Origin of the sequence: Paracoccus laeviglucosivorans (assembly GCF_900182695.1) — a bacterium.
Classification (GTDB): Bacteria; Pseudomonadota; Alphaproteobacteria; order Rhodobacterales; family Rhodobacteraceae; genus Paracoccus; species Paracoccus laeviglucosivorans.
Map to the genome: position 1 here is coordinate 239237 of NZ_FXTK01000005.1, position 21374 is coordinate 260610.

Consider the following 21374-nt stretch of genomic DNA (forward strand, 5'->3'; position numbering starts at 1 on the left):
AAAGTGTTAGGTTGCCGTCGATGAGCCTGTGTTTAATGCCATGGATCTAAGCTGCAAAAAACTTAATACACCTTCATGGTCTCGACCGTTTAGCGGAATTCCGTTTTGGGAGGACCAGTCGAATAGAGAGCCGTCGCCGCTGTTCGAGTAGCCCATCGACCAGGCCTCGAACGCTCTGGTCAAGATTGAACGTCGGTCCAGAAACTCTAGCTTCTCGTGTCGAGTATCGAGAGCGATACGCTCGATTACTGCGTCGATGGTTTCCCGAGGCCCTTCCAAGACTTGGAAGAACAAATCTTCCTCTCTATGGAGAAATCCCGTGATTCCTAACAGTTGGTTTTTCGTTCGCGCGTTCAGCAGCAGCTCGGTCTCAGCGTGGGTGTGCTCTTTGAGCTTAGCTACGCTTCGATAAAGAACAGAGATCAGGTCGTGGCTCAAGAGGTCCTACCGCTTGCGATAATTCGATCCCTCGTTTGCTAACTCAGGTTTTATCCGGGCTTCAATAGCTTAACAGCCTCAGTCAGCTGACTGACAGTAAGGTAAGGTGGTTGCTTCCGCTACATGGAAAAAACAACGAGCGGCCCACTTTCAAGGGCCGCCCGCTGATAATCGCAAAACATCGAAGTTGCGAACCAACAACGAAGTACTGATAAAGCACTCTCAACATAAGGGTGTGGGTGTCATGTATCTGTCAAAACGGCAGAAATGAACCTGCCCTTTACGCCATGTTTGCGAGATGGCTCCTCTCTCCAAGGTGGAGTGATGGGAAGAGGAGCCCACCCTCGGCGCACACTTTCGAGACATTTCCCCGAAGGCGACGCCAAGATAGCGCTGGGATGAGACCGGTCAAGGCACCGAGCAATTCGCTACACGCAACCCTGATCACCAATCAGCGAAACGCTGGGCGACAGTGCTGGCTGAGGAAGAGACGTGAACTGTAACGGTCTGTCCGCTTTCGTGCTTCAAGGTTACGATGCAATTCTTCTGCGCCAGATCCAACGCAAGTAGCGACCACGGAGGGCTGCTGTAGTATTCGGTGCGACCGGTTCTGGCATCCGTCAGAACCACGCGCTTTACCTGGGTCATCATTCACCTGGGGATTGTGGAAAGGTGAGCGCCTCCAGCGCTCGGATCGTCGCGTCATAGCTTGTCGCAGATTTAGGCGATAGCTCCTGTCGACGAAGATAGGATCCTAACTACTTTGGCAGTTCCTCAGTCGGATACCTACTCGACGATAACTTGCCGGAAATGGCGAAGGTCCTCTCGCCGCGCGTGGCTTTCGGGCGAAGGGCTTAAAACAAGGCACTGGATGATGGAACCCACGAGGGAGCGGAGGTTCCGGCGGGGTGCGCCCGTCAACGATCATGCACATCAACGCGCGATTCGAAAAACAGCCGGTCCGTCGCTTTCTCAGTTTGATCGATGATAGCGAGACGATGAGCAAACGAAAGCCCCCGGCTCGAAAACCGGGGGCTCAGACTAGCAGGTATGACGAAATCAGCCGCGCTGTTCGCGCTGTTGGCGTTTCAGCTCGTCTTCGCGGCTGATCTCATGGGTCTCATCGCGAAGTCCACCCTCGTCGTCGTCGTCGAGGTCGTCGTCCGTGACTTCCCGATGCGACGCGTCGTCCTCATTATCGTCATCTTCCCGGTCGGGGAATTCCACTCCGGTGTCGCTGACCTCGTCTTCCTCGCGGGGCCGCTTCGTAAGGTCGTCAGGTTTCTGCGTCTGAGACTGGCTTTGAGACTGCCCGTAGCGATCGTTGTCGGTACCCATGCTGGGTCCTCCATATGACCTCGGACCATACCGAGGATTATCTTGATATGGTTGCTTCACGTGGCCAACGCACCCCGCTTCAACAAACATCAAGCCAGTCTTTGGTGCTGCCCGGCAGTCTAAAAAGTAGCCCCGCCACCGGACCTAAGACGATGGCGGGGCGGTGCCCTCCCAGACACGCGTCCGCACAATCTATGCGGTAATTTTTTCATCGTCCATAGCGCCCGCAGCCTGCTTATTTTTTTGGAGGGACCATGCCTAGGAGCCGGTTCAGCAACAACTTGCTTTTTAGTAGCTCTACTGTGCTTGCCTCAATCGCCGTCGCTTGGGCCCGCGGCTGCGCATTTCATGGCAGGCCCCCAGACGGGCAGTCGCTTATGCCGCCAAGCGCGTCTCGGACTGGAAAGTGGATTTGCCTTAGGGGATTTGATGCCCCTGCCGATGTTGTAGCCAATCGGGCAGGGGCTGCGTGACCCGCTAAAGTTACGCGTCCCCAACCTACTCCTCGATTTTCAATCTGTCTACGGCCCGCCTCGCGCGGGCCTTTCGCATTTGGAGGATGCATGTATCCCGCAGGATTTAAGGGCCGCACCCTGCGGCTCACTGATATCGACGTGGCGCGCGTGGGTCGCGTCATCGGCGTGGGCGAAGACGAAGTCCGCGCTGTCATGGAAGTCGAGACTCTCGGAGGCGGCTTCGACAAGCAGGGCCGCCCGAAGAATCTATTCGAACCGCACCGGTTCTGGATCGAACTGGGGGAAGGGCCGAAGCGCACGGCAGCGGCGGAACAGGGGCTGGCTTATCCGAAATGGGGCACCCGCCCTTATCCAGCAGAAAGCTACACCCGGCTTGCGCTGGCCATGCGGATCGACACCAGCGCCGCGCTGCGGTCCTGCAGCTGGGGCCTCGGCCAGATCCTCGGCAGCAACCACAAAGCTGCCGGCTACCCGACCGTGGGCGATATGGTGGAAGCGTTTTGCGACAGTGAGCAAGCCCAGCTGGCCGCGATGATCGCATTTATCGAGGCAGAGGGGCTGGATGACGATCTGCGCCGTCACGACTGGTCTGGCTTTGCGCGCGGTTATAACGGAAGCGGCTATGCCAAGCACGGCTACCACACGCGGCTCCGGGATGCGTATGCGAAGTGGCAGGCCATCCCGGATGTGCTGGAGCCGTCCTATCCGAAGATCGGGCGCGGCTCGCGCAATGCGGCCGTCACGGTCGCCCAGTCCCGCTTGCTGGCCCTCGGCTTCGACCCGCGCGGTGTGGACGGCATTTTCGGTGGCGACACCGATGCCGCGACCAGAGCTTTCCAGAAATCTGTCGGCCTGAAGGCAGACGGCATCATCGGCCCCCTGACATGGGCGACCCTCATCCCGGAAATGGATACCTAAGATGCAAGAGATCATCACCAAGATCGTGGCGGAGCAAGCGGCTCTGCTGATCGTCGCGTTTGTGACCACGTCCCTCGGCGCTGCGGGCACGTTTGCCATGGCCCAGCTGGGCCGTCTGCTGGGCGAGCGGCGCGCGGATCTCCTTAACCACAAGCTCGGCGAGGCGATTTCGCGTGCCGCGGCTGAGGCCGCAAAGGCCGGTCTTACCGGGCAATCGGCAGAGGCGTGGATTGCGGATTATCTGCGCCAGACGATGGCAGGGACCGTGGCCAAGCTAAAAACCACGGATGCAGGGATCGCGAAACGCATATCCGCGCAGATGGCGCAGGACCAGCTGGCCAATGCGTTGACGCGGCCAGGGGTGCCCGTGCTGGATGCGGTTCGCCGTCCATAGGTTTTGAAGGCCTTTAGCCAATCACTGGCTGAGTGGGGGCCAGAAAGCCCGACTGTCGTAGCCGGACAGGCAACTTGCCATGCCCGACCAACAACCAGAACACTCATTACGCGCCCCTTATGGACGCGCGCTGATTGAATTTGAACCTGTCGGTTTAGGCAGGGCATATGGCCCCCGTCTCGGTTGTCCCGAGGCGGGGGCCTTCTTCTCGATTGGGAGTATGCCTGCGAGGGGTTTCATGAGGGAAAGCGTCCGCTCGTGGGACAAAGCGGCCATTCAAGAGAATTGGTCGTGCAGGCTTGCCTGTGTAGCAGCCTGCTAGGTCATAGGATGTTTTTGTCTCGATAATATCTCTGCGATCAACGGATCGGTATGATCCTTGACCGGATCGTCGGATCGGTCGCGCTTTCTGTGATATTCACCTGCATCGAATGCTAAGAATATTTCATAAAATGGCTCGGGCACCTTCGGGCCAGCTTCGCCTTCGAGCCACGCCCACCACAAATCGTTCATGATGCTGTCGCAGACTCGGTAGCTGAGGGCACCCGCAGCATATCTCTCGGCCACCATAAGAGCGAACAGGTTGTAAAACTGATGGTTCTGCAGATTGCCTGCCCACTCCTTGACTTGCGCAGGCACTATACGCTGGCGGGGATCGGCGCTCGCAATCTCTACCATCTCAGCCAACTGGCGTTCAAATGCCTGACTTTCCGATGAGTTGGTCGACACAGCCAAGGATAAGCCCCTCCTTAAATAACCGCGGCACTTGTATGCAGTGGCGCGGACATTTCCTCACTTTAGACGCATCTCGTCAAGGTCCGGTATGGGCTCCGAACTTCGAGACCGCCCTGCCACCGGTGGCGCGGGCGCGGTCGAGGATGGGACGAACTGACGTTCAGCGGCGACTTAGCGTCCGCCAGCCCAATTCGCCCAATGCACTCATCGCATTATTACCAGGCTGGTGTCTTATGTCGGAACTAGTGTCCATCGGCGATATACTCTTCCTTCTTTGGTCCTACGTTAGCCAGTTCTATTTCTCCATCTTTAAGCAACCATGCCATTAGCCGGTAGCCCTCATGACGATCAGTTATATGCAAGCGTAAAGCAGTCGCTCCATCTCTCTCGCGAATACGGGCGCCTGAATTTAATGCGGCCGAACGGCGAAATACTGAGAAGTGTTCCGGCTGATTAATCGCCGCTACAATCTTCTTAAGCAGCGTGCTTGACAAATGTGAGCTTTGTCCAGCATTTGCTTTCAATGATTCGACAAATCTGGTGCCTACACTGAAGGGCGGGAGCTCAGAAAGATCTTTTCCTGATTGCTTCCAAGCTACTCGAATAGCATCTTTTATTCCCTCCTGATTTGGTGCGTTGCACCAAATTGCTAATGGATCCTCATCCAACATAAAGTAACTTGGCGAACAAATGAATCTAACTTCACTCTCAATCTCGCAGCCGTCCACAACACCGTCGCTCGCGGGGTCGACCATCTCCACCGAGATTTGCACGATAGCATCTTGAAATTCATGCCGTAGTGCTGGGATTGAATAGAGGAATTCGTATTCGTAAATGAGTGAGGAAAGCACGGATCGCGTTAAGCTTACCTCTGAAATGGAAGAAAAATCCTTATTCGCGTCAAACACTTCATCGGATGAATCTTCAAATATTACTTGAGCTAGGCAGTCAAACTCTTGCGGAATTGGAAGGCCGCTGTTGGATATAAGGAAGTTATTAATTATCGACGCTACCAGACGAGGGTCAAATACATCCTGAAGTCCATGGTTTTCGAGAAGCGGCTTTATCCAGTGCTCAGTAGGAACGAGGCTCTGTTCATAGAGTCTTTCAACGCTCAGATTGTCCATAACAACTTTAACTCCAGTGAGCTCGTGTGTGAGTAGCGACATTCCATTTATCAATGTCCTTTCCACATCAGCGGTCAGCGTGGAGTTGTTAATCAACCAAATCGCCGAGGGATCGGCGACAATGAAGCTGCTTCGAGCATCCGTCATCCCTGATCGCTCTTCTCGCGGAGGCGCCGGGCCATTGCTGCTTTCAGAATATGCGCTGACTGCTTCTGTGATTGATCAAAAAAGTCATCTGGCCAATCAATGACAGCTCCATATTTGGAAAATTCTACTGGTCTTAATGTTGTGCAACCATCCGACTGAGAGAAAAAGTATGTTCTAAGTTTATTATTGAGTTTTTCACCGTCAGGCTCAGTGATTCTTAGGCGTAGTCTTTCGATAATGTGTTCACTGTGGGTCTCAATGATGAACTGCTGACCAAGTTCGATTGATACTGCAAAAAAATCTGCGAGCCTAGCTTGGACACGGGGGTGCAGGTGGAGTTCCGGTTGCTCAAGTAACATCAACGAACCTTCGGATGCGACTAGGCAACTAACCAATACGGGCAAGACCTGACTCAACCCCACACCTACATTAGTCAGGTCCCGAAAATCCCCATCGGGACTAGGTCGAACACGGATTTCGTGACCAAGCTTGCCTTTTTCTAATGTTTCAACGTCAGTTGCCACGCCGAGATACTGCAACCAAGCAGTCACCGCTTCTTTCAGCGAACACTCAATCCTAACTTTTTTTCCGTCATGAGCGAATTGTTTTGGATCAATCGTTATCACCGATGCATCGCCATTTCGACTTAGTACGGCAGCAGTCCATTCGCCACGCGCACCCACATCGTCGGCCGCAGTTGTAAGTTGAAGAGCATAAAGTGGTTTAGGCTCACTCCGGAGCGGGCCGACATAATTAATGCCGAACCTAAAAAAATATTCGTTAGCTTCAGATATTTCTTGAAGCACTCCAGGCTCAGATCTGACGAGCGTCAGATCGGCAGGAAATGCTTCTTTCACTAGATTCGTTAAAGCTACTCTTTGCCCCCTGAGATCCTCAAGTATTTTCCTGCGCAAAGATATGTGTATGCTTCTAAGTCGCTTGGAGTAGTCCGAGACCAGTGGACTGACACTGAGAGATTCGAGTGCCAGAGAAGCGGTTGTCGCTGCGTTTATGCTGGAGGAACCCGCAATCGCTGTTCGCCAAATTTCGGAAGCAACTGAGAATGCTGATTCAGGTATATAAACCTTAATCAGGCGCCTCCCTGTTTCTTCACCTAGAATGGCATCCATAACAACCTGTGCATTGAATAGTCCACGGTCGAAGCGGACAAAGAGGTTGCTCGGCAAAAAATGCCGGGTGGCGCAACCGGCAACTTTTCCACCCTTGTAACGTTCGACTGCTGATAAAGACATCTCCTTGTCGATTTCTGTGACCACGTAAGCTGATGGGTTCAACGAACCATCTATCTGATGAGTGTTAATTTTTAGCTTCCGGCCCTTACCAGAAGATTTTCGAATACTGAGATAATTTTCGTGAATATTTCCAGTAAAATCCCGTGCCTGCGATCTCACTTTTGACACCGTCAGCGTCGGGTGTATATCTTCAACGGATCCTGAAATAGATTTCTTTCCGTCGGAAATTGAAAAGTCCGTTGCGATACTTTCCAATCCTTCCTCTACCGCAGAGTGATTTTGACCATCATAATCTGGAGAGAAGCTTTCCGCTATATCCCACCCGAACGAAATCTCTCTTTCAATTCCATTTGTAGCCGCTCGCTGATTCAGAATATCAGAAAATCCCCCAAGCTGTACAAGGGGACCATTCAAAGCAATGGGCCGCCCAGGCGAGGATGAATTCAATGTTTGCTTTATTAGCAGAATCGACTGGATGATGGATGACTTTCCGGAGCTGTTTGCTCCACTAAAAATAGTCAGAGGAGAAAGCTCAATTTCATGCTCTCCAGAAAAACTTTTGAAGTTTTTTACACGCCAGTTTTTTAACATTTTCAGCCTGCTGTAGACTTATATTGAACATTGATATTTGGTTGAACACCTTTGTCAAGATTACTAGAGCACTTAGCGTTTCGTGATCAAGAGCTTATTCGGAGAATCACGTTCGCTTGGGTTGCTCATGCTTGTGCAATATCCTTGAACTTGTGCCATACGATATCTGATCGATATAAGAGGCTAGCTCATGCAGCTTAGCTCACCATGAAGATGGCAGCTGGGTAGCAGGGTGCTGGAGGCTTTTCCCGTTGATTACTCTTACTAGTGAACGTCAGGTTTGGGGCTTTACGAGCCGCTCGACTGCGGCCCAGTGGTGGCCCCCAAGCGAACGGCAACGTGCAAAACGATCCTCGCAGATAAAAATCCTCGTCGCAGCGCGCAGTATCTCTACATCGCTTGCCGGGTCATCACATCCAGCAACCATGCCAGCGTGATTGCCGCCACTAGTGTTGAGACGATAGCCGTGACGCCCAGCACGCCCAACGGCGACCGTCCGGAGTGGGCCTTTCGATCGATCGTCAAGAAAGCGATTAGCGAGCCGATCCCGTAGATGATTAGGGTTGCGACAATGGACTTAAGTAGAACCAACATGGCGCTTCAAACTGGACTGAGGGGTTTTGTATCCCATGTCCTGTCTTGGCCGAGTCGGTCAAGGTGTACTATGCGCCAAGTTCGGGCATATCTATGTCTTCTAGCGCACAGGAGGGGTCTGTGAACTGCCCGCGACACCCGCAGGAATACGATCACAACTTTTACGGCTGGGAGGAGCTGGAGGACGATGTTATCGCGGTGCTTGATCGCACAACTGCAGCTGTATGGAAGCGCGCGGAGGCTTTGGCCGCCATCACCTCTCTAATCGACGATATCGACGAGGGCGATCCGGCCAACGCCGAGACACAGTGCAGAACCGGCGAAGGGATGAAACGTTTGTGGGATAGACGCAAAGGGTGATCGCTGGACCCGCGTCCAGACCTTTGCTGAAATCGAATCTGCCGACGATTGGACAGTGCTTCGGAATGGGCTGGTGGTTGGTAGGGTCTCCAAAGATGTTACCCAGCACAATCGCGCGGAGACATGGCGCTGGTCAGTGATTACGGTTCCGTCTGCGAACAGCTATTCCACGACGCTTTAGCAGGCACTCGAGGAGGTCCGCGTTCGGGCCTCTGACAAGTGGGGTCATCCGCCGTATGGATGGAAAACTCTCGACTGAATTATTAAGCTATCTAATCTCTTAACCTGTGAGTTGCGGCAATTTTGGTGAACGTCATGGATGACCTGTTGTCAGTGGATTACGATGCTAGTCTGGAGGATCGACGGATGTTCGAAAGCGCGGCTGTTCTGGACGCCCGTGCCCACCTTCGCGATTCGATCTCGAAGTTGCAGCAGAATGACATGGTGGGGTGGGTGCCATATGATCGTTATGTCGTAAACTGCCGACAGACTGACGCTGAAGTACGAGAACGAATGCTCGCCGGGCAGATAAAATTCAAACGCGTTGGCGGTAAGCTTCTCCTACTCGCAACCTAACCCATGCATGTGTCCCGCACCGAGGATTTGCGGGACACCCTGTGTAGTGATTTTTGGCCCAAAGTGGCCTCATGGTGGATCAGGGTCGCCCACCACTTTCCCAAAATCAAGATCGTGGTGAAGCCGTTGGCAATAGCGCCAAGGTGTCCTTTTTCTATAAAAAACCGAAACCTGCACTCTGCGGTCTTTTTCTATGCCCTGTAGAATTATCTATAAAAATGGAATCATATGGACGTTACGATTTAATAAATCTACAAAACATCCCAACGCCTCAGGTCGCGCCGAAATTTATCAAGAAAATAGGAGCAGCCATGCCCAAGGATATGCCCCCGTCGCCCCGCAACGATTGGACCCGTGACGAGGCCGTGCAGATATTCACCCAGCCCTTTATGGATCTGCTGTTTCAGGCGCAGACCGTGCATCGCGCGAATTTCAACCCGAATCGTGTGCAGATGAGCCGGTTGCTCTCGGTCAAGACGGGCGGTTGTCCCGAAGATTGCAGTTATTGCAGCCAGTCCGCGCGCAATGGCGCACAGCTTTCCGCGTCAAAGCTGATGCAGGTCGAAATGGTCATCGCCGAGGCGCGCAAGGCCAAGGCCGCAGGGGCCACCCGCTATTGCATGGGGGCGGCGTGGCGCGAACCCAAAGACCGCGACATGGCCGCGATCGAGGCGATGGTGCAGGGCGTCCGCGCCTTGGGGATGGAAACCTGCATGACGCTGGGGATGCTGTCCGAAAATCAGGTGCTGCGGCTGAAGGATGCCGGGCTTGATTACTACAACCATAATATCGACACCTCCGAGGCGCATTATCCCAACGTCATCACCACCCGCACCTTTGCCGAGCGGCTGGATACGCTGGCGCGGGTGCGCGAGGCGGGGATCAAGGTCTGCTCGGGCGGGATCCTTGGTCTGGGCGAAAGCGATGGCGACCGCATCGACATGCTGCTGGCCCTGGCGACCTTGCCGGAACATCCCGAAAGCGTGCCGATCAACATGCTGATCCCGATGGCTGGCACGCCCCTTGCCGATGCGCCGCCCGTCGATCCCATCGACTTTGTGCGGGTGATCGCGCTTGGCCGCATCCTGATGCCGCGCAGTCATATGCGCCTGTCCGCAGGCCGCACCGCCATGAGCGATGAGATGCAGGCGCTGTGCTTTTTTGCCGGGGCCAATTCGCTGTTCATGGGCGACACGCTGCTGACCGCCGCCAACCCCGAAGAAAGCCGCGACCGGCAATTGATGGACCGCCTTGGCCTGCTGCCCGAGGGGGCGGCATGTCGCTGACCGCGCATCAGGGCTTGCTGGAAAGTCTGGCGCAGCGTGGCAGGTTGCGGGGGTTGCGGCCCATTGCCGGGATGGATTTCGCCTCGAACGATTATCTGGCGCTGGCGGGATCGGCGCTGCTGCGTGACCTGACGCGGCAGGCGCTGGACACCCCGGTGGGTTCGGGGGCGGCCCGGCTGCTGCGCGGCAATCACGACGCCTTTGCCGCGCTTGAGGCTGAGGCGGCCACCCATTTCGGCGCGCCTGCCGCGCTGTATTTCGGCTGCGGCTTCGCGGCGAATATGGGCATATTCTCGGCCCTGCCTCAGGCGCGCGATCTGGTGCTGCATGACGCGCTGATCCATGCCAGTTCGCTGGACGGGATGCGGTTGGGTGCGGCGACGGCGCGGCCCTTCGCGCATAACGACCCCGATGCCGCGCGCAGGGCATTGCGCGACTGGCGGCGCGCGGGCGGGACGGGGCAGGCGTGGATAGCCGTCGAAAGCCTATATTCGATGGATGGCGACACCGCCCCCATCGCCGAACTGATCCAGCTTGCCGATCAGGAAGACGCATTCCTGATCGTGGATGAGGCACATGCGACCGGCATCTGGGGACCGCAGGGGCGCGGGCTTGCCGCCCTTTATGCGGGGCAGGAAAACGTCGTGACGCTGCATACCTGCGGCAAGGCGTTGGGCGTGCAGGGCGCGCTGGTCTGTGCTGCGCCCACACTGATCGCGGTGCTGGTGAACCGCGCACGCAGCTTTATCTATTCGACCGCGCCCTCGCCACTGCTGGCGCAGGTCTTGCGGGGGGTGCTGGCGCATCTGGGGGCGGAACCTGCGCGCAGGTCGGCATTGCTGGCCCGCGTGGCGCAGGTCCAAGACCACATCCGCGCCTTGGGGCTGCGGCCCAGCGGCAGCCAGATCCAGCCGATCATCCTGCCCGGAGACGCGCGCTGTCTTGCCGCCGCGGAAAGTCTTGCCGCGCAAGGCTTCGATATTCGTGCCATTCGCGCACCGACCGTCCCCAAGGGGACCGAGCGGCTGCGCCTGTCGCTGACGCTGAACCCATCCCAACGCGACATCGGCACAGCCTTTGCCGCGCTTTCCGAAATTCTGCAGAACGAATCCGCATGACCGCTTTCATCGTGACCGGCACCGATACCGGCATCGGCAAGACCGTCTTTTCCGCTGGCCTGACCGCGCATCTGGCGGCGCATTACTGGAAACCCGTGCAATCGGGCCTTGAGGCGGAGACGGATAGCCAGATCGTCGCCCGCCTGTCCGGGCGCCCGACCTTGCCCGAGGCGTGGCGGCTGCGCCTGCCCGCCTCGCCCCATATCGCCGCTGCGGCCGAGGGGCTGCGGATCGACCCCGACGCGCTGATCTTGCCGCCCCAGCGCCCGCTGGTGGTCGAAGGGGCGGGGGGCTTGATGGTGCCTCTGACGCCGCGCAAGACGTTTCTGGACCTGTTCGCCCGCTGGCAACTGCCCGTGATCCTGTGCGCCCGGACTGCGCTGGGAACGATCAACCACACGCTTTTGTCGCTGGCTGCGCTGCGCGGGGCCGGAGTGCCGGTCCATGGCGTGGCCTTTATCGGCAACCCCGAGCCGCTGGCCGAGGAAACCATCGCGGATATGGGGCAGGTGCGGCGGCTTGGCCGTTTGCCGCTGCTGGACGATCTTTCGCCCGATGCGCTGCGCAGGGGCTTCGACGCCGCTTTCAAGGATTTCCCATGACCATCTGGCATCCGTTCACCCAGCACGCGCTGTTCCCGACCATGCGCCCCATTGCCAGCGCGCAGGGGGCATGGCTGACCGATGCCGGGGGAAGGCGGATCTTCGACGCCATTTCCTCGTGGTGGGTGGTGACGCATGGCCATTGCCATCCCCGCATCGTGCAGGCGATCCGCGATCAGGCGGGGCGGTTGGATCAGGTGATCTTTGCGGGCTATACCCACGAACCCGCCGAGACATTCGCGCGCGGCCTGCTGGCGCGGGTGCCGCAGAACCTGACGCGGGTGTTTTTCAGCGACAGCGGCTCGACGGCGGTCGAGGTGGCGCTGAAAATGGCGCTGGGGCATTTCCGCCACCAAGGCAGCCCCCGTCGCCGCATCGTCGTGATGCAGGACGGCTATCACGGTGATACGGTCGGCACCATGTCGGCAGGTGAGCGGGGGGCCTTTACCCAGCCCTATGACCCGCTGCTGTTCGCCGTGGACCGCATCCCCTTCCCGACGGAACAGGCGCGGCAAGCCACGCTGGACGCGCTGGAGCATTTCTGCCGCCAACCCGAAACCGCCGCCCTGCTGATCGAGCCGCTGGTGCTGGGCGCGGGTGGTATGCGCATCTATCCGCAGGACGTGCTGACCGAGATGGCGGCGATCTGCGCCCGCCACGGTGTCCTGCTGATCGCGGATGAGGTGATGACCGGCTGGGGCCGCACCGGGCGCTTTCTGGCCTGCGATCATGTCGGCGTCGCGCCTGACATCCTGTGCCTGTCCAAGGGCATCACCGGGGGGCATCTGCCGCTGGCGGTGACGCTGTGCCGCGAAGACATCTATCAGTCGCACCTGTCCACGGACCGGCGGCGGACGTTCTTTCACAGCTCATCCTATACGGCGAACCCGATCGCCTGCGCCGCGGCCTGCGCCAATCTGGCGATCTGGGACGACGAGCCTGTGCAGGACCGCATTGATGCCGTGACCGCCGCGCAGGCCCAGGGGGCGCTGCGTCTGGCGCGGCATCCCGGATTGTCGGGCGTGCGCCAGATCGGCACGATCCTGGCCGCCGAGGTGGGGCAGGGCAACGATTACATGGCCGATACGGGTCCGGCGCTGATGCGTTTTTTTGCCGAACGCGACCTGCTGATCCGGCCCCTTGGCCGCACGGTCTATCTGCTGCCGCCCTATTGCGCGACTGCGGCAGAGCTGTCGGCCTGCCATGACGCCATTCTGGAGGCCGCCGATGTTTTTGGCTGACGGGGTGCGCATGGCGGGCTTTGGCCATTACCTGCCCGAACGCCGCGTCCTCAACGCCGAGATCGAGGCCGAGATGGACCTGCCCCCCGGCTGGATTCAGGCGCGCTGCGGCATCCAGTCCCGCCATTATGCGGCGGATACGCAGGCGCTGAGCGATCTTGCCATTCCGGCGGGTCGCATGGCGCTGGGTCATTGCGATCCGGCGCGGGTGGGGCTGTTGCTGCTGGCAACGTCTACCCCCGATCACCTGCTGCCGCCGACCGCGCCCTTGGTCGCGGGGCGGTTGGGGCTGGCCTGCGGGGCGGTCGATCTGGCGGGGGCGTGTTCGGGGTTTCTGCACGCGCTGGCCCTGGGCGCGGCGCATGTGCGCATGACCGGACAGGCGGTGCTGGTTATCGCCGCGAACCTGCTGTCGCGCCGCATCGATCCGGCCGAGGTGGCGACCCGCGTGCTGTTTGCTGACGCGGCGGGTGCGGTGCTGCTAGAGCCGGGTCGGCCGGGGCAGGGTCCGCGTGCGGTCGTGCTGCGTTCCGACGGGGGTGATTACGACGCGATCCGCATCGCGCGGGGCGGCTCTCGGCTGCCCTTTACCGCGCCGGGGCAGGGCGGGCTGGGCATGACCATGCCTGACGGGCGAGCCGTCTTTGCCCGCGCGGTTCAGGCGATGGCTGCATCCGCCCGGCAGGCGCTGGCGCAGGCCGCGCTGACCCCTGCCGATGTGGCGCTGTGGGTGCCGCATCAGGCCAATGCACGCATTCTGGACAAGGTGGCGGATTGCCTTGGGATGCAGGCCACACCCACGCTGGGCACGCTGGCGCTGCATGGCAATTCGTCGGCTGCGACCATTCCCCTTGCGCTGTCATGGCATGGCGGCGTGCTGCCGGATGGGCCGTTGCTGCTGTCGGCATTCGGAGCGGGCACGATCTGGGGGGCGATGGTCTGGCAACAGTGACGCCGCGCCCCCCCGGCTTAAGGGGGGACGCGGCGAAGGCGCGCGGTATGACGACCGGGGAGGGGGCGCGCCTTATTTCAGGTGATGCGGCGCCTCCAGCCCATAGACCGGGGTGTCGATCCCTTCGTGCCGTGCCTTGAGTTGCAGGGACAGATAGCGCGAATAATGCCGCGACTGGTGCAGGTTGCCGCCATGGAACCACAGGCCGGGCTGCATGGTGGGTTTCCACATATTGCGCTGCTCGCCCTCCCACGGGCCGGGGTCTTTGGTGGTGTCGGACCCAAGACCCCAGCATTTGCCCACCTTGTCCGCGACCTCTTGCGAGATCAGGTCCGCCGCCCAGCCGTTCATCGACCCATAGCCTGTGGCATAGACCACCAGATCGGCGGGCAGTTCGGTCCCGTCATCCAGCACCACGGCCGTTTCGGTCAGATGGCTGATGCCCTTGCCCGATTGCAGCTTGATGGAACCGTCGATCACCAGATCGCAGGCCCCCACGTCGATGTAATAGCCCGAGCCGCGGCGCAGGTATTTCATGAACAGCCCGGATTCATCGTCGCCGAAATCCAGCATGAACCCGGCCTTTTCCAAGTCGGCATAGAACTTGGCGTCGCGCTGCTTGATCTCATCATACTGGGGCACGTGGAAGGTGTGCATGATCTTGTAGGGGATCGAGGCAAAGATCATGTCCGCCTTGTCATGGTCGATGCCATTTTCCACCGCAGCTTCCGAATACAGCCCGCCCAGACAGACCTCCATCAGACTGTCGGACTTGACGATATGGGTGGACGACCGCTGCACCATCGTCACATCCGCGCCATGTTCCCAAAGCGCCGCACAGATGTCATGGGCCGAGTTGTTGGCACCGATCACCACGACCTTCTTGCCGCGATAGGGGTCGGGGCCGGGGTGCTGGCTGGAATGCTGCTGTTCGCCCTTGAACACGTCCTGACCGGGGATTACCGGCACATTCGCCTTGCCCGACATGCCGGTGGCCAGCACCAGCTGCTTGGGGCGCAGCGTGACCTGTTCGCCGTTGCGCTCCACCACGACGGTCCATTCGCCCTTGGCCTCGTCGTATGTCGCCGACTTGGCGGTGGTCGAGGACCAGTAATTCAGCTCCATGACCTTGGTATACATCTCCAGCCAGTCGCCCACCTTATCCTTGGGCGCAAAGACCGGCCAGTTATCCGGGAAGGGGATATAGGGCAGGTGGTCATACCAGACCGGGTCGTGCAGGCAGAGGGATTTATACCGCTTACGCCACTGATCGCCGGGGCGTTCGTGGCGGTCCACGATGATCGTCGGCACGCCCAGCTGGCGCAGGCGCGCGCCCAATGCGATGCCGCCCTGACCGCCGCCGATCACCAGCACATAGGGCTGGGCGTCATAGCCCAACTGCGCGGCCTCGGCCTCGCGCTTTTCCTTCCACGTCTGGCGATTGGGATCATGACCGTGTTCCGCGCCCATGGGACGGCGCAGCTTGCGCGGTTCCTCATGGCCCTTCAACTCGTGCAGGGTGGTCAGCAGGGTCCAGATCTTGCCGTCCTTGATCCGGATATAGCCGACGCCGCGCCCTACGGCGGTTTCCAGCACCAGCCAACCCTCGGCCACACCACCCGCTTCGCTGGTGGCCTGCGTCGGGTCCAGCGCCAGCGATTTCGGCGAGATCTTGGGCAGTTGGGCTGCGGCCATGGCGCGGATTTCATCGTGACCTTCGCAGGTCTTCAGGTTCCACGTGAACGCGGCAAGGTCGCGCCAGAAGCCGGTTTCCAGAAACAGGTCGGCCACGGCATCCGCGTCCTGCGCAACAAGCGCGCGTTCCAGATCGGCGACCAGCGCCGTCAGTTGCGGGGTATTAGTGTCTAGCATGGTTTCTCCTCCCATGATGTGGCTGCGCCCTCCCTCCCCGGAGGACGCGGGTATTCAGGTCAGGTCGATCAGGATTTTCAGCTGCGTTCCCGCGGGGTCCAGCAGGGCGTCAAAGCCTTCGGTCACGGCCTGTTCCAGCCGGATCTTGCGGGTCACGACCTTTTTCGACGGGATCGCGCCGGATGCGATCAGGTCCATCACGCGCGGCCAGATATAGGTCGGGTAACACCACGACCCGCGGATATCGATGTCCTTGAAGGTCACGTCGAACCAGTTGACCGCGCCAAGGCCGGGATGCAGCCCGACCTGCACGACAGTGCCCTGTTTGCGCACGGCATCGACGCAGGTTTGCAGCGCCTTTTCATTGCCGACGCATTCCAAGGCCACGTCGCAGCCCACGCCGCCTTCCGTCTCGGCGCGCACACGGGCGGCCACGTCGTCGCGCTTGGGGTTCAGGGCGATGACGTCGGGCAGGATCTCGCGCGCCTTTTCCAGCCGCGTGTCGTTCAGATCGGTGACGAACAGCTTGACCGCGCCGAATGCCCGCGCGGTCAGCAGCGTCACGATGCCGATCGGCCCCGCGCCGGTGACCAGCACGCTGTTGCCCGCAGCCACCTTGCCCCTGTCGCAGGCATAGACACAGACGGCTGTGGGTTCGACCAGCGCCGCTTCCTCGTCCGACAGCGCATCGGGTAGCTTGAAGACGTTATAGGCGTTCAGCAGCGCCCCTTCGGCCATGCCACCCGATTGCCAGCTTAGGCCCACCAGCCCCAATTCCTCGCTAAGCTGGAACAGCCCACGGTCCGAGAAATAATCCCCGCCACGCGGCTGGATCAGCGGCTGCACGGACACCCGGTCCCCTACCGCGACATGGGTGACGCCTGCGCCGATCGCCGTGACCACGCCGCCGAATTCATGGCCCAGCACCTGTGGCCCCTGCGCCCCGGTAAAGGGATGCGGCGCGGTGGGAATGAAGATCGGACCATGGGCATATTCGTGCAGATCGGTGCCGCAGATGCCGACGAAGCGATTGCGAATCGCGACCTGACCGGGGCCGGGAACCGGCAGAGCGTCCAGTTCCTCAAGACGCAGATCCTTGGCGGCGTGAAAGCGAAGGGCCTTCATATCTCTCTCCTTATCATCGGGGAAAACGCTAGCGCTGCTGTGGGATGCGCCAAATGGGGCCGGTGCGGTGCAAGCGAAAACAATGGCTTGGCCTGCGCACCTGTGGCGTGGCCTGTGGCATCTGTGGCAATCCGCCGCCACACCTAATGCCCATTTCCCCGCCCGCGCCCCTGCTGCTAGGCTGAACAGGTCCGGTTTCGGGGAGGAGACGATGGACGCCGACCTGCACCATATCCGCGAGATCGAGGCGGTCTCGCAGGGCGTCATGGCCACGCGCGATCCCGTGGTCGTGGAAAGCTGGCTGCGCTGCATCGAAAAGCACCGGCTGGACCCGGCGGTGCGTGCGCAGGCTTACATCCTGCCCGACAACCAGTTGCGCGAACACCGCCAACGCTCCGAAGAGCTGATCGGCATCGCGCGTTCCGGCATCGAAAACCTGTATTCGCTGGTCGCGGGCCAGAATTACGTCCTGATGCTGGCGGACCGCGCCGGGGTCACCGTCGAATATCTGGGGGACGAGACGCAAAAGGCCGAACTGCGCCGATCCGGCCTGTATCTGGGCGCTGAATGGTCCGAGGCGCGGGCGGGCACCTGCGCGCTGGGCGCCTGCATCGAGGCGGGCGAGGCGTTGATCATCCATCAAAGCGACCATTTCGATGTGACGCATGGTGGGCTTAGCTGCACCGCCGCGCCGATCTATGATACGCGCGGGCAGCTATCCGCGGTGCTGGACATCTCGCTGCTGTCATCTCCGCGTCCGCGCACCAGCCAAAGCCTTGCGCTTAATCTGGTGCGGCAATCGGCCCGGCGGATCGAGATGGCGAATATCATGGCCGAAAGCCGGAGCGATTGGGTGCTGCGCCTTTCGGGCAGCGCCGATTTTCTGGATGTTGACCCCGAGGCCGCGATTTCGATGGACGGGGCGGGCTGCGTCATCGGCATGACCCATGCGGCGGCCCGGCTGATGGCGCGGGCGGCGGGGATCGACTGGCGACAGGCGGGGCTGCTGATCGGGCGGCCGGTCAGCGATTTCCTGAACGTGCGGCTGGACCGGCTGGACGATCTGACCCGCCAGCGCCCCGCGCCCGAACGGTTGATCGAGACTCGCGACGGCCACCGCCTGTTCGCCCACGCGATCGAACCGCGCCGCCTGCCCAGCCGCAATCCGGTTCCGATAGCCCGTGCCGTGCCGCTGCCTGCGGCATTGCGGGAACTGGCGGGCGACGATCCGGCGATGGCGCAGTTGCTGAACCGTGCTGCAGGTTTGGCGCGTGCCGCCTTGCCCGTGTTGATCGAGGGCGAGACGGGCACCGGCAAGCTGACCCTTGCGCGCGCCATGCATGATGCGGGTCGCAGCGGGGCCTTTATCGTGCTGCGCTGCGCCGAGCTGTCCGACACGGATGAGGCGCTGGTCTTTGGCCGCATGGACGGACGCCGGCACGAGGAAGGGCTGATCGATCAGGTCGGGCGCGGCACGCTGGTTCTGGACAAGGTGAACGAATTGCCGCCGCGCCTGCAATCGCGGCTTTTGCAGCTTGCCTCCGAGGGCAGCTATCTGCCCGTTGGCGGCATCCGCCCGATCCTGCCCGGTTTGCGGCTGATTGCGACGGCGCAGGGCGATCTGGCGGCCTGCGTGCAATCGGGTGCGTTCCGCCGCGACCTGTATCACTGCCTGGCGGGGTCGGCGCTGCGCCTTCCGCCGCTGCGCGACCGGCGCGACCTGTTCTGGTTGATCGACCGCATCCTTGCCCGCGCCTATGCCGAGCCGGTGCTGCTATCGCCCGAGGTGCTGACCCCGCTGGCCGCGCATCAATGGCCGGGAAACCTGCGCGAGTTGTCGGGCTTTGCCGCCAGCCTTGCGGCGGTGGCACAGGGTCCGAACGTCACGCTGTCCGATCTGCCGATGACGATGGCTGCCCCCACCGAGCGCAGCGGCGGCGCGGCATTGCTGGCGCGCACATTGCATGAAACGGGTGGCAATATCTCGGAAACCGCGCGGCGCATGGGGGTGGACCGCACCACGATCCATCGCCGGATGCGGCGGCTGGGGCTTCATGCCGGGGCCTCCACGCATTAGCATCGGCCCGAACGGGCCAAAGGGGGCGTGCATGGATATCCAGATCAGCAAGGAAACGACCGATACCCGACACGGCCGCTACGTCGCCCGCATCACGGGCATGGACGGCGAGGGTGAGATCACCTTTACCCGGCGTGGCCCGGACCGCATCAGCGCCGATCACACCGGCGTGCCAGAAAGCATGGCCGGGCAGGGCGTCGCACAGGCATTGCTGCAATTCATGCTGGATGACGCACGGGCGCAGGGGTTCCGCATCATCCCCATCTGCGGCTTCGTGCGCGGCCAATATGCGCGCCATCCCGAATGGGCGGATCTTTTCACCACCGCACCGGGCGAAGATCCGACCCCCTGACATGCAAAAGGCAGCCCGAAGGCTGCCCAAGCGTCCCAATTCGCCCGAGGATTACTCGGCGGCAAAGGCCGATGCGTATTGGCCGCACCAGTCGTCCGATTTCACAACCGGCCAGAAACCACGGCTGTCCGCCTCAACCTGAGTGACGGGCGGGTTGGCGCGGCACAGGCCGGAATCGGCAAGCGTGCTGGCGGAGTTGGCGACGTGATCTTCATAGAACGCGCAGGCGCTGCATGCTGTCTTGGCCATATCAAATTCTCCTGTCTTGCTGGCTTGTCATTTCAGGTTGCTGGCTTGCGAAGGCTGGCTGGCTACCTTGCATGCTTTATAGGCGGCATATCCGGCGTGGTCAATAAAAATACAACAAAAACAAATGGTTGATAGGTTTAGTTGGTTACTGCCTGCCGATTTTTTCAGTCGGGTTTGCCGCCGCCTTCCGACCAAAATTCTGGGATTTCGGATTTTGCGTTGCAGCGCGGTGGGTTGCCGGAAAACCACCCCGCGCCCGTCTTTTTCGCTCAGGATTGTGCAGGACGACGCCTCGCGGCATGGAAAGCGGCAAAGACCTATCCCGAGGATTTCGATGGGAAAATTTTTTCTGACGATGCAGGCACGGGCGGGCATTCCCGGCACGGTCTGGGCACTGGGATTCGTCAGCCTGCTGATGGACATCTCCTCCGAGATGGTCTCGACCCTGCTGCCGCTTTATCTGGTGGGCGGGCTTGGCGCGTCCGTCATCGCGGTGGGCTTGATCGAGGGGCTGTCTGTCGCCATCGCCACCGCCACCCGCTTTCTGTCGGGCGTGCTGGCGGACTGGACCGGACGCTCCAAACCTTTGGCGGTGCTTGGCTATGGGCTGGGCGCGGCGTCACGGCTGATCTTTCCGCTGGCGGGATCGGTCGATCTGATCGTGCTGGGCAAGGCGGTGGAGCGCGTGGGCAAGGGCATCCGCAGCGCGCCGCGTGATGTGCTGATCGCAGGCGTCACCCCGCCCCAGATGCGCGGAGCCGCCTTTGGCCTGCGCAAATCGCTGGACACGGTGGGCGGTTTTGTCGGTCCGCTGATTGCCGTGGCGCTGATGTTTCTGCTGGCGGGCGACATCCTGTCGGTCTTTTGGATCGCGACAGTTCCCGCCGTGATGGCGGTGCTGGTCCTGATGCTGGCGGTGCGCGAACCCGCGCCCGCGCCGCGCAAGGCCGACACGCCGTTCCGCATCGGCGACGCGCTGCGCCTGAACCGCGCGGTCTGGGGTGTGATTGCCATCGCCGCAGTCCTGATGCTGGCGCGTTTCAGCGAGGCGTTCGTGCTGCTCAAGGCGCTGGAGGCCGGATTTACCCCCGCTTGGGTGCCGCTTTCCATGGTCATCATGCACGCAGTCTATGGCCTTGCTGCCTATCCGGTGGGGCGCGTGTCGGACCGGATCGGGGTTCGGGGGCTGCTGATCCTTAGCCTGATCTTCCTGATCGGCGCGCATCTGGTGCTGGCCTTCGCGGGCAGCATCCCGGCCTATCTGCTGGGGACCGTGCTTTGGGGGCTGCATATGGGCTTTTCCCAAGGTCTGCTGGGCGCGATGATCGCAGGCGCCACCCCCGAGGCGCTGAAGGGCACGGCATTCGGCACCTTCAATCTGGTCACTGGGGCGGTGGTGCTGATCGGCAATACCGCAGCGGGCTGGCTCTGGCACAGCTATGGCGCGCACATGCCATTCCTGATCGGGGCGGGGCTTTCGGTGCTGGCGATCTTGCTGCTGATGCGACCGACCGCCTTGTCACGCCCATGACGGACGATGGGGCTAGACTGGC

The 21374-nt window shown here is 60.4% G+C and carries 19 protein-coding genes; 11 read left to right on the forward strand and 8 right to left on the reverse strand.

All coding sequences use genetic code 11. From position 1 onward, the window contains the following. Window positions 1-6: 6 nt before the first annotated feature. A complete protein-coding gene (locus tag FN835_RS08575) occupies window positions 7-438 on the reverse strand; it encodes a BLUF domain-containing protein (protein WP_142662794.1) in 432 nt (143 codons plus the stop codon). Between the two features lie 1059 nt (window positions 439-1497). Continuing rightward, window positions 1498-1776: a hypothetical protein gene (locus FN835_RS08580; RefSeq protein ID WP_142662795.1), complete on the reverse strand. Its 279-nt coding sequence runs from the start codon at window positions 1774-1776 to the stop codon at window positions 1498-1500. A gap of 563 nt (window positions 1777-2339) precedes the next feature. On the opposite strand from FN835_RS08580, the gene FN835_RS08585 reads away from it, so the two are divergent. Together FN835_RS08585 and FN835_RS08590 are read left to right on the forward strand one after the other, a co-directional pair. Continuing rightward, a complete protein-coding gene (locus FN835_RS08585; RefSeq protein WP_142662796.1) occupies window positions 2340-3170 on the forward strand; it encodes an N-acetylmuramidase domain-containing protein in 831 nt (276 codons plus the stop codon). Window position 3171: 1 nt separating this feature from the next. Further along, entirely contained in the window at window positions 3172-3564 is a 393-nt protein-coding gene (locus FN835_RS08590) for a hypothetical protein (RefSeq protein WP_142662797.1), read from the forward strand. Window positions 3565-3882: 318 nt separating this feature from the next. On the opposite strand, the gene FN835_RS08595 is transcribed toward FN835_RS08590, so the two are convergent. From FN835_RS08595 to FN835_RS08605, 3 genes are all read right to left on the reverse strand, one after another. Continuing rightward, window positions 3883-4299: a hypothetical protein gene (locus FN835_RS08595; protein ID WP_142662798.1), complete on the reverse strand. Its 417-nt coding sequence runs from the start codon at window positions 4297-4299 to the stop codon at window positions 3883-3885. Window positions 4300-4541: 242 nt separating this feature from the next. After that, entirely contained in the window at window positions 4542-5573 is a 1032-nt protein-coding gene (locus FN835_RS08600) for a hypothetical protein (protein ID WP_142662799.1), read from the reverse strand. Then, entirely contained in the window at window positions 5570-7417 is a 1848-nt protein-coding gene (locus tag FN835_RS08605; protein WP_142662800.1) for an AAA family ATPase, read from the reverse strand. Before FN835_RS08605 ends, FN835_RS08600 begins: the two co-directional genes overlap by 4 nt. Window positions 7418-8131: 714 nt before the next feature. Here FN835_RS08605 and FN835_RS08610 point away from each other — a divergent pair. From FN835_RS08610 to FN835_RS08635, 6 genes are all read left to right on the forward strand, one after another. Next, window positions 8132-8371, forward strand: coding sequence for a hypothetical protein (locus tag FN835_RS08610; protein WP_142662801.1), 240 nt, complete (start codon window positions 8132-8134; stop codon window positions 8369-8371). An 887-nt stretch (window positions 8372-9258) separates the two neighbouring features. Beyond that, complete coding sequence (gene bioB, locus FN835_RS08615; RefSeq protein ID WP_185958618.1) at window positions 9259-10233, forward strand: biotin synthase BioB; 975 nt, start codon at window positions 9259-9261, stop codon at window positions 10231-10233. Further along, window positions 10224-11351, forward strand: a complete 1128-nt coding sequence (locus FN835_RS08620; protein ID WP_142662802.1) for an 8-amino-7-oxononanoate synthase — start codon at window positions 10224-10226, stop codon at window positions 11349-11351. Before bioB ends, FN835_RS08620 begins: the two co-directional genes overlap by 10 nt. Beyond that, on the forward strand, window positions 11348-11953 hold the full coding sequence (gene bioD, locus FN835_RS08625; RefSeq protein ID WP_142662803.1) for a dethiobiotin synthase: 606 nt from the start codon (window positions 11348-11350) through the stop codon (window positions 11951-11953). The genes FN835_RS08620 and bioD overlap by 4 nt, the downstream gene beginning before the upstream one ends. Further along, on the forward strand, window positions 11950-13194 hold the full coding sequence (locus tag FN835_RS08630; protein WP_142662804.1) for an adenosylmethionine--8-amino-7-oxononanoate transaminase: 1245 nt from the start codon (window positions 11950-11952) through the stop codon (window positions 13192-13194). Before bioD ends, FN835_RS08630 begins: the two co-directional genes overlap by 4 nt. After that, window positions 13181-14146 (forward strand): beta-ketoacyl-ACP synthase 3, encoded by a 966-nt coding sequence (locus FN835_RS08635; RefSeq protein ID WP_246098683.1) that lies wholly within the window; start codon window positions 13181-13183, stop codon window positions 14144-14146. The genes FN835_RS08630 and FN835_RS08635 overlap by 14 nt, the downstream gene beginning before the upstream one ends. A gap of 72 nt (window positions 14147-14218) precedes the next feature. On the opposite strand, the gene FN835_RS08640 is transcribed toward FN835_RS08635, so the two are convergent. Beyond that, window positions 14219-16018, reverse strand: coding sequence for an NAD(P)/FAD-dependent oxidoreductase (locus FN835_RS08640; RefSeq protein ID WP_142662805.1), 1800 nt, complete (start codon window positions 16016-16018; stop codon window positions 14219-14221). A gap of 54 nt (window positions 16019-16072) precedes the next feature. Then, entirely contained in the window at window positions 16073-17143 is a 1071-nt protein-coding gene (locus tag FN835_RS08645; protein WP_142662806.1) for a 2,3-butanediol dehydrogenase, read from the reverse strand. Window positions 17144-17225: 82 nt separating this feature from the next. Here FN835_RS08645 and FN835_RS08650 point away from each other — a divergent pair, with 82 nt between their 5' ends. Continuing rightward, on the forward strand, window positions 17226-19220 hold the full coding sequence (locus FN835_RS08650) for a sigma-54-dependent Fis family transcriptional regulator (RefSeq protein WP_246098684.1): 1995 nt from the start codon (window positions 17226-17228) through the stop codon (window positions 19218-19220). 31 nt (window positions 19221-19251) lie between these two features. Beyond that, the gene (locus FN835_RS08655; protein ID WP_142662807.1) at window positions 19252-19572 is read left to right on the forward strand and encodes a GNAT family N-acetyltransferase; all 321 of its coding nucleotides are present in this window, start codon (window positions 19252-19254) and stop codon (window positions 19570-19572) included. A gap of 51 nt (window positions 19573-19623) precedes the next feature. Here the strand turns inward: FN835_RS08655 and FN835_RS08660 are convergent, their stop codons facing one another. Continuing rightward, window positions 19624-19821, reverse strand: a complete 198-nt coding sequence (locus FN835_RS08660; protein WP_142662808.1) for a hypothetical protein — start codon at window positions 19819-19821, stop codon at window positions 19624-19626. 334 nt (window positions 19822-20155) lie between these two features. On the opposite strand from FN835_RS08660, the gene FN835_RS08665 reads away from it, so the two are divergent. Next, window positions 20156-21352: an MFS transporter gene (locus FN835_RS08665; RefSeq protein WP_185958619.1), complete on the forward strand. Its 1197-nt coding sequence runs from the start codon at window positions 20156-20158 to the stop codon at window positions 21350-21352. Window positions 21353-21374 lie beyond the last annotated feature (22 nt).

Excerpts from the sequence above, each read along its gene's own strand:
- FN835_RS08580 (WP_142662795.1), bottom strand. The coding sequence starts at position 1,776 with ATGGGTACCGACAACGATCGCTACGGGCAGTCTCAAAGCCAGTCTCAG.
- FN835_RS08585 (WP_142662796.1), top strand. The coding sequence starts at position 2,340 with ATGTATCCCGCAGGATTTAAGGGCCGCACCCTGCGGCTCACTGATATC.
- FN835_RS08590 (WP_142662797.1), top strand. The coding sequence starts at position 3,172 with ATGCAAGAGATCATCACCAAGATCGTGGCGGAGCAAGCGGCTCTGCTG.
- FN835_RS08600 (WP_142662799.1), bottom strand. The coding sequence starts at position 5,573 with ATGACGGATGCTCGAAGCAGCTTCATTGTCGCCGATCCCTCGGCGATT.
- FN835_RS08605 (WP_142662800.1), bottom strand. The coding sequence starts at position 7,417 with ATGTTAAAAAACTGGCGTGTAAAAAACTTCAAAAGTTTTTCTGGAGAG.
- bioB (WP_185958618.1), top strand. The coding sequence starts at position 9,259 with ATGCCCAAGGATATGCCCCCGTCGCCCCGCAACGATTGGACCCGTGAC.
- FN835_RS08620 (WP_142662802.1), top strand. The coding sequence starts at position 10,224 with ATGTCGCTGACCGCGCATCAGGGCTTGCTGGAAAGTCTGGCGCAGCGT.
- bioD (WP_142662803.1), top strand. The coding sequence starts at position 11,348 with ATGACCGCTTTCATCGTGACCGGCACCGATACCGGCATCGGCAAGACC.
- FN835_RS08630 (WP_142662804.1), top strand. The coding sequence starts at position 11,950 with ATGACCATCTGGCATCCGTTCACCCAGCACGCGCTGTTCCCGACCATG.
- FN835_RS08635 (WP_246098683.1), top strand. The coding sequence starts at position 13,181 with ATGTTTTTGGCTGACGGGGTGCGCATGGCGGGCTTTGGCCATTACCTG.
- FN835_RS08640 (WP_142662805.1), bottom strand. The coding sequence starts at position 16,018 with ATGCTAGACACTAATACCCCGCAACTGACGGCGCTGGTCGCCGATCTG.
- FN835_RS08645 (WP_142662806.1), bottom strand. The coding sequence starts at position 17,143 with ATGAAGGCCCTTCGCTTTCACGCCGCCAAGGATCTGCGTCTTGAGGAA.
- FN835_RS08650 (WP_246098684.1), top strand. The coding sequence starts at position 17,226 with ATGGCTTGGCCTGCGCACCTGTGGCGTGGCCTGTGGCATCTGTGGCAA.
- FN835_RS08655 (WP_142662807.1), top strand. The coding sequence starts at position 19,252 with ATGGATATCCAGATCAGCAAGGAAACGACCGATACCCGACACGGCCGC.
- FN835_RS08660 (WP_142662808.1), bottom strand. The coding sequence starts at position 19,821 with ATGGCCAAGACAGCATGCAGCGCCTGCGCGTTCTATGAAGATCACGTC.
- FN835_RS08665 (WP_185958619.1), top strand. The coding sequence starts at position 20,156 with ATGGGAAAATTTTTTCTGACGATGCAGGCACGGGCGGGCATTCCCGGC.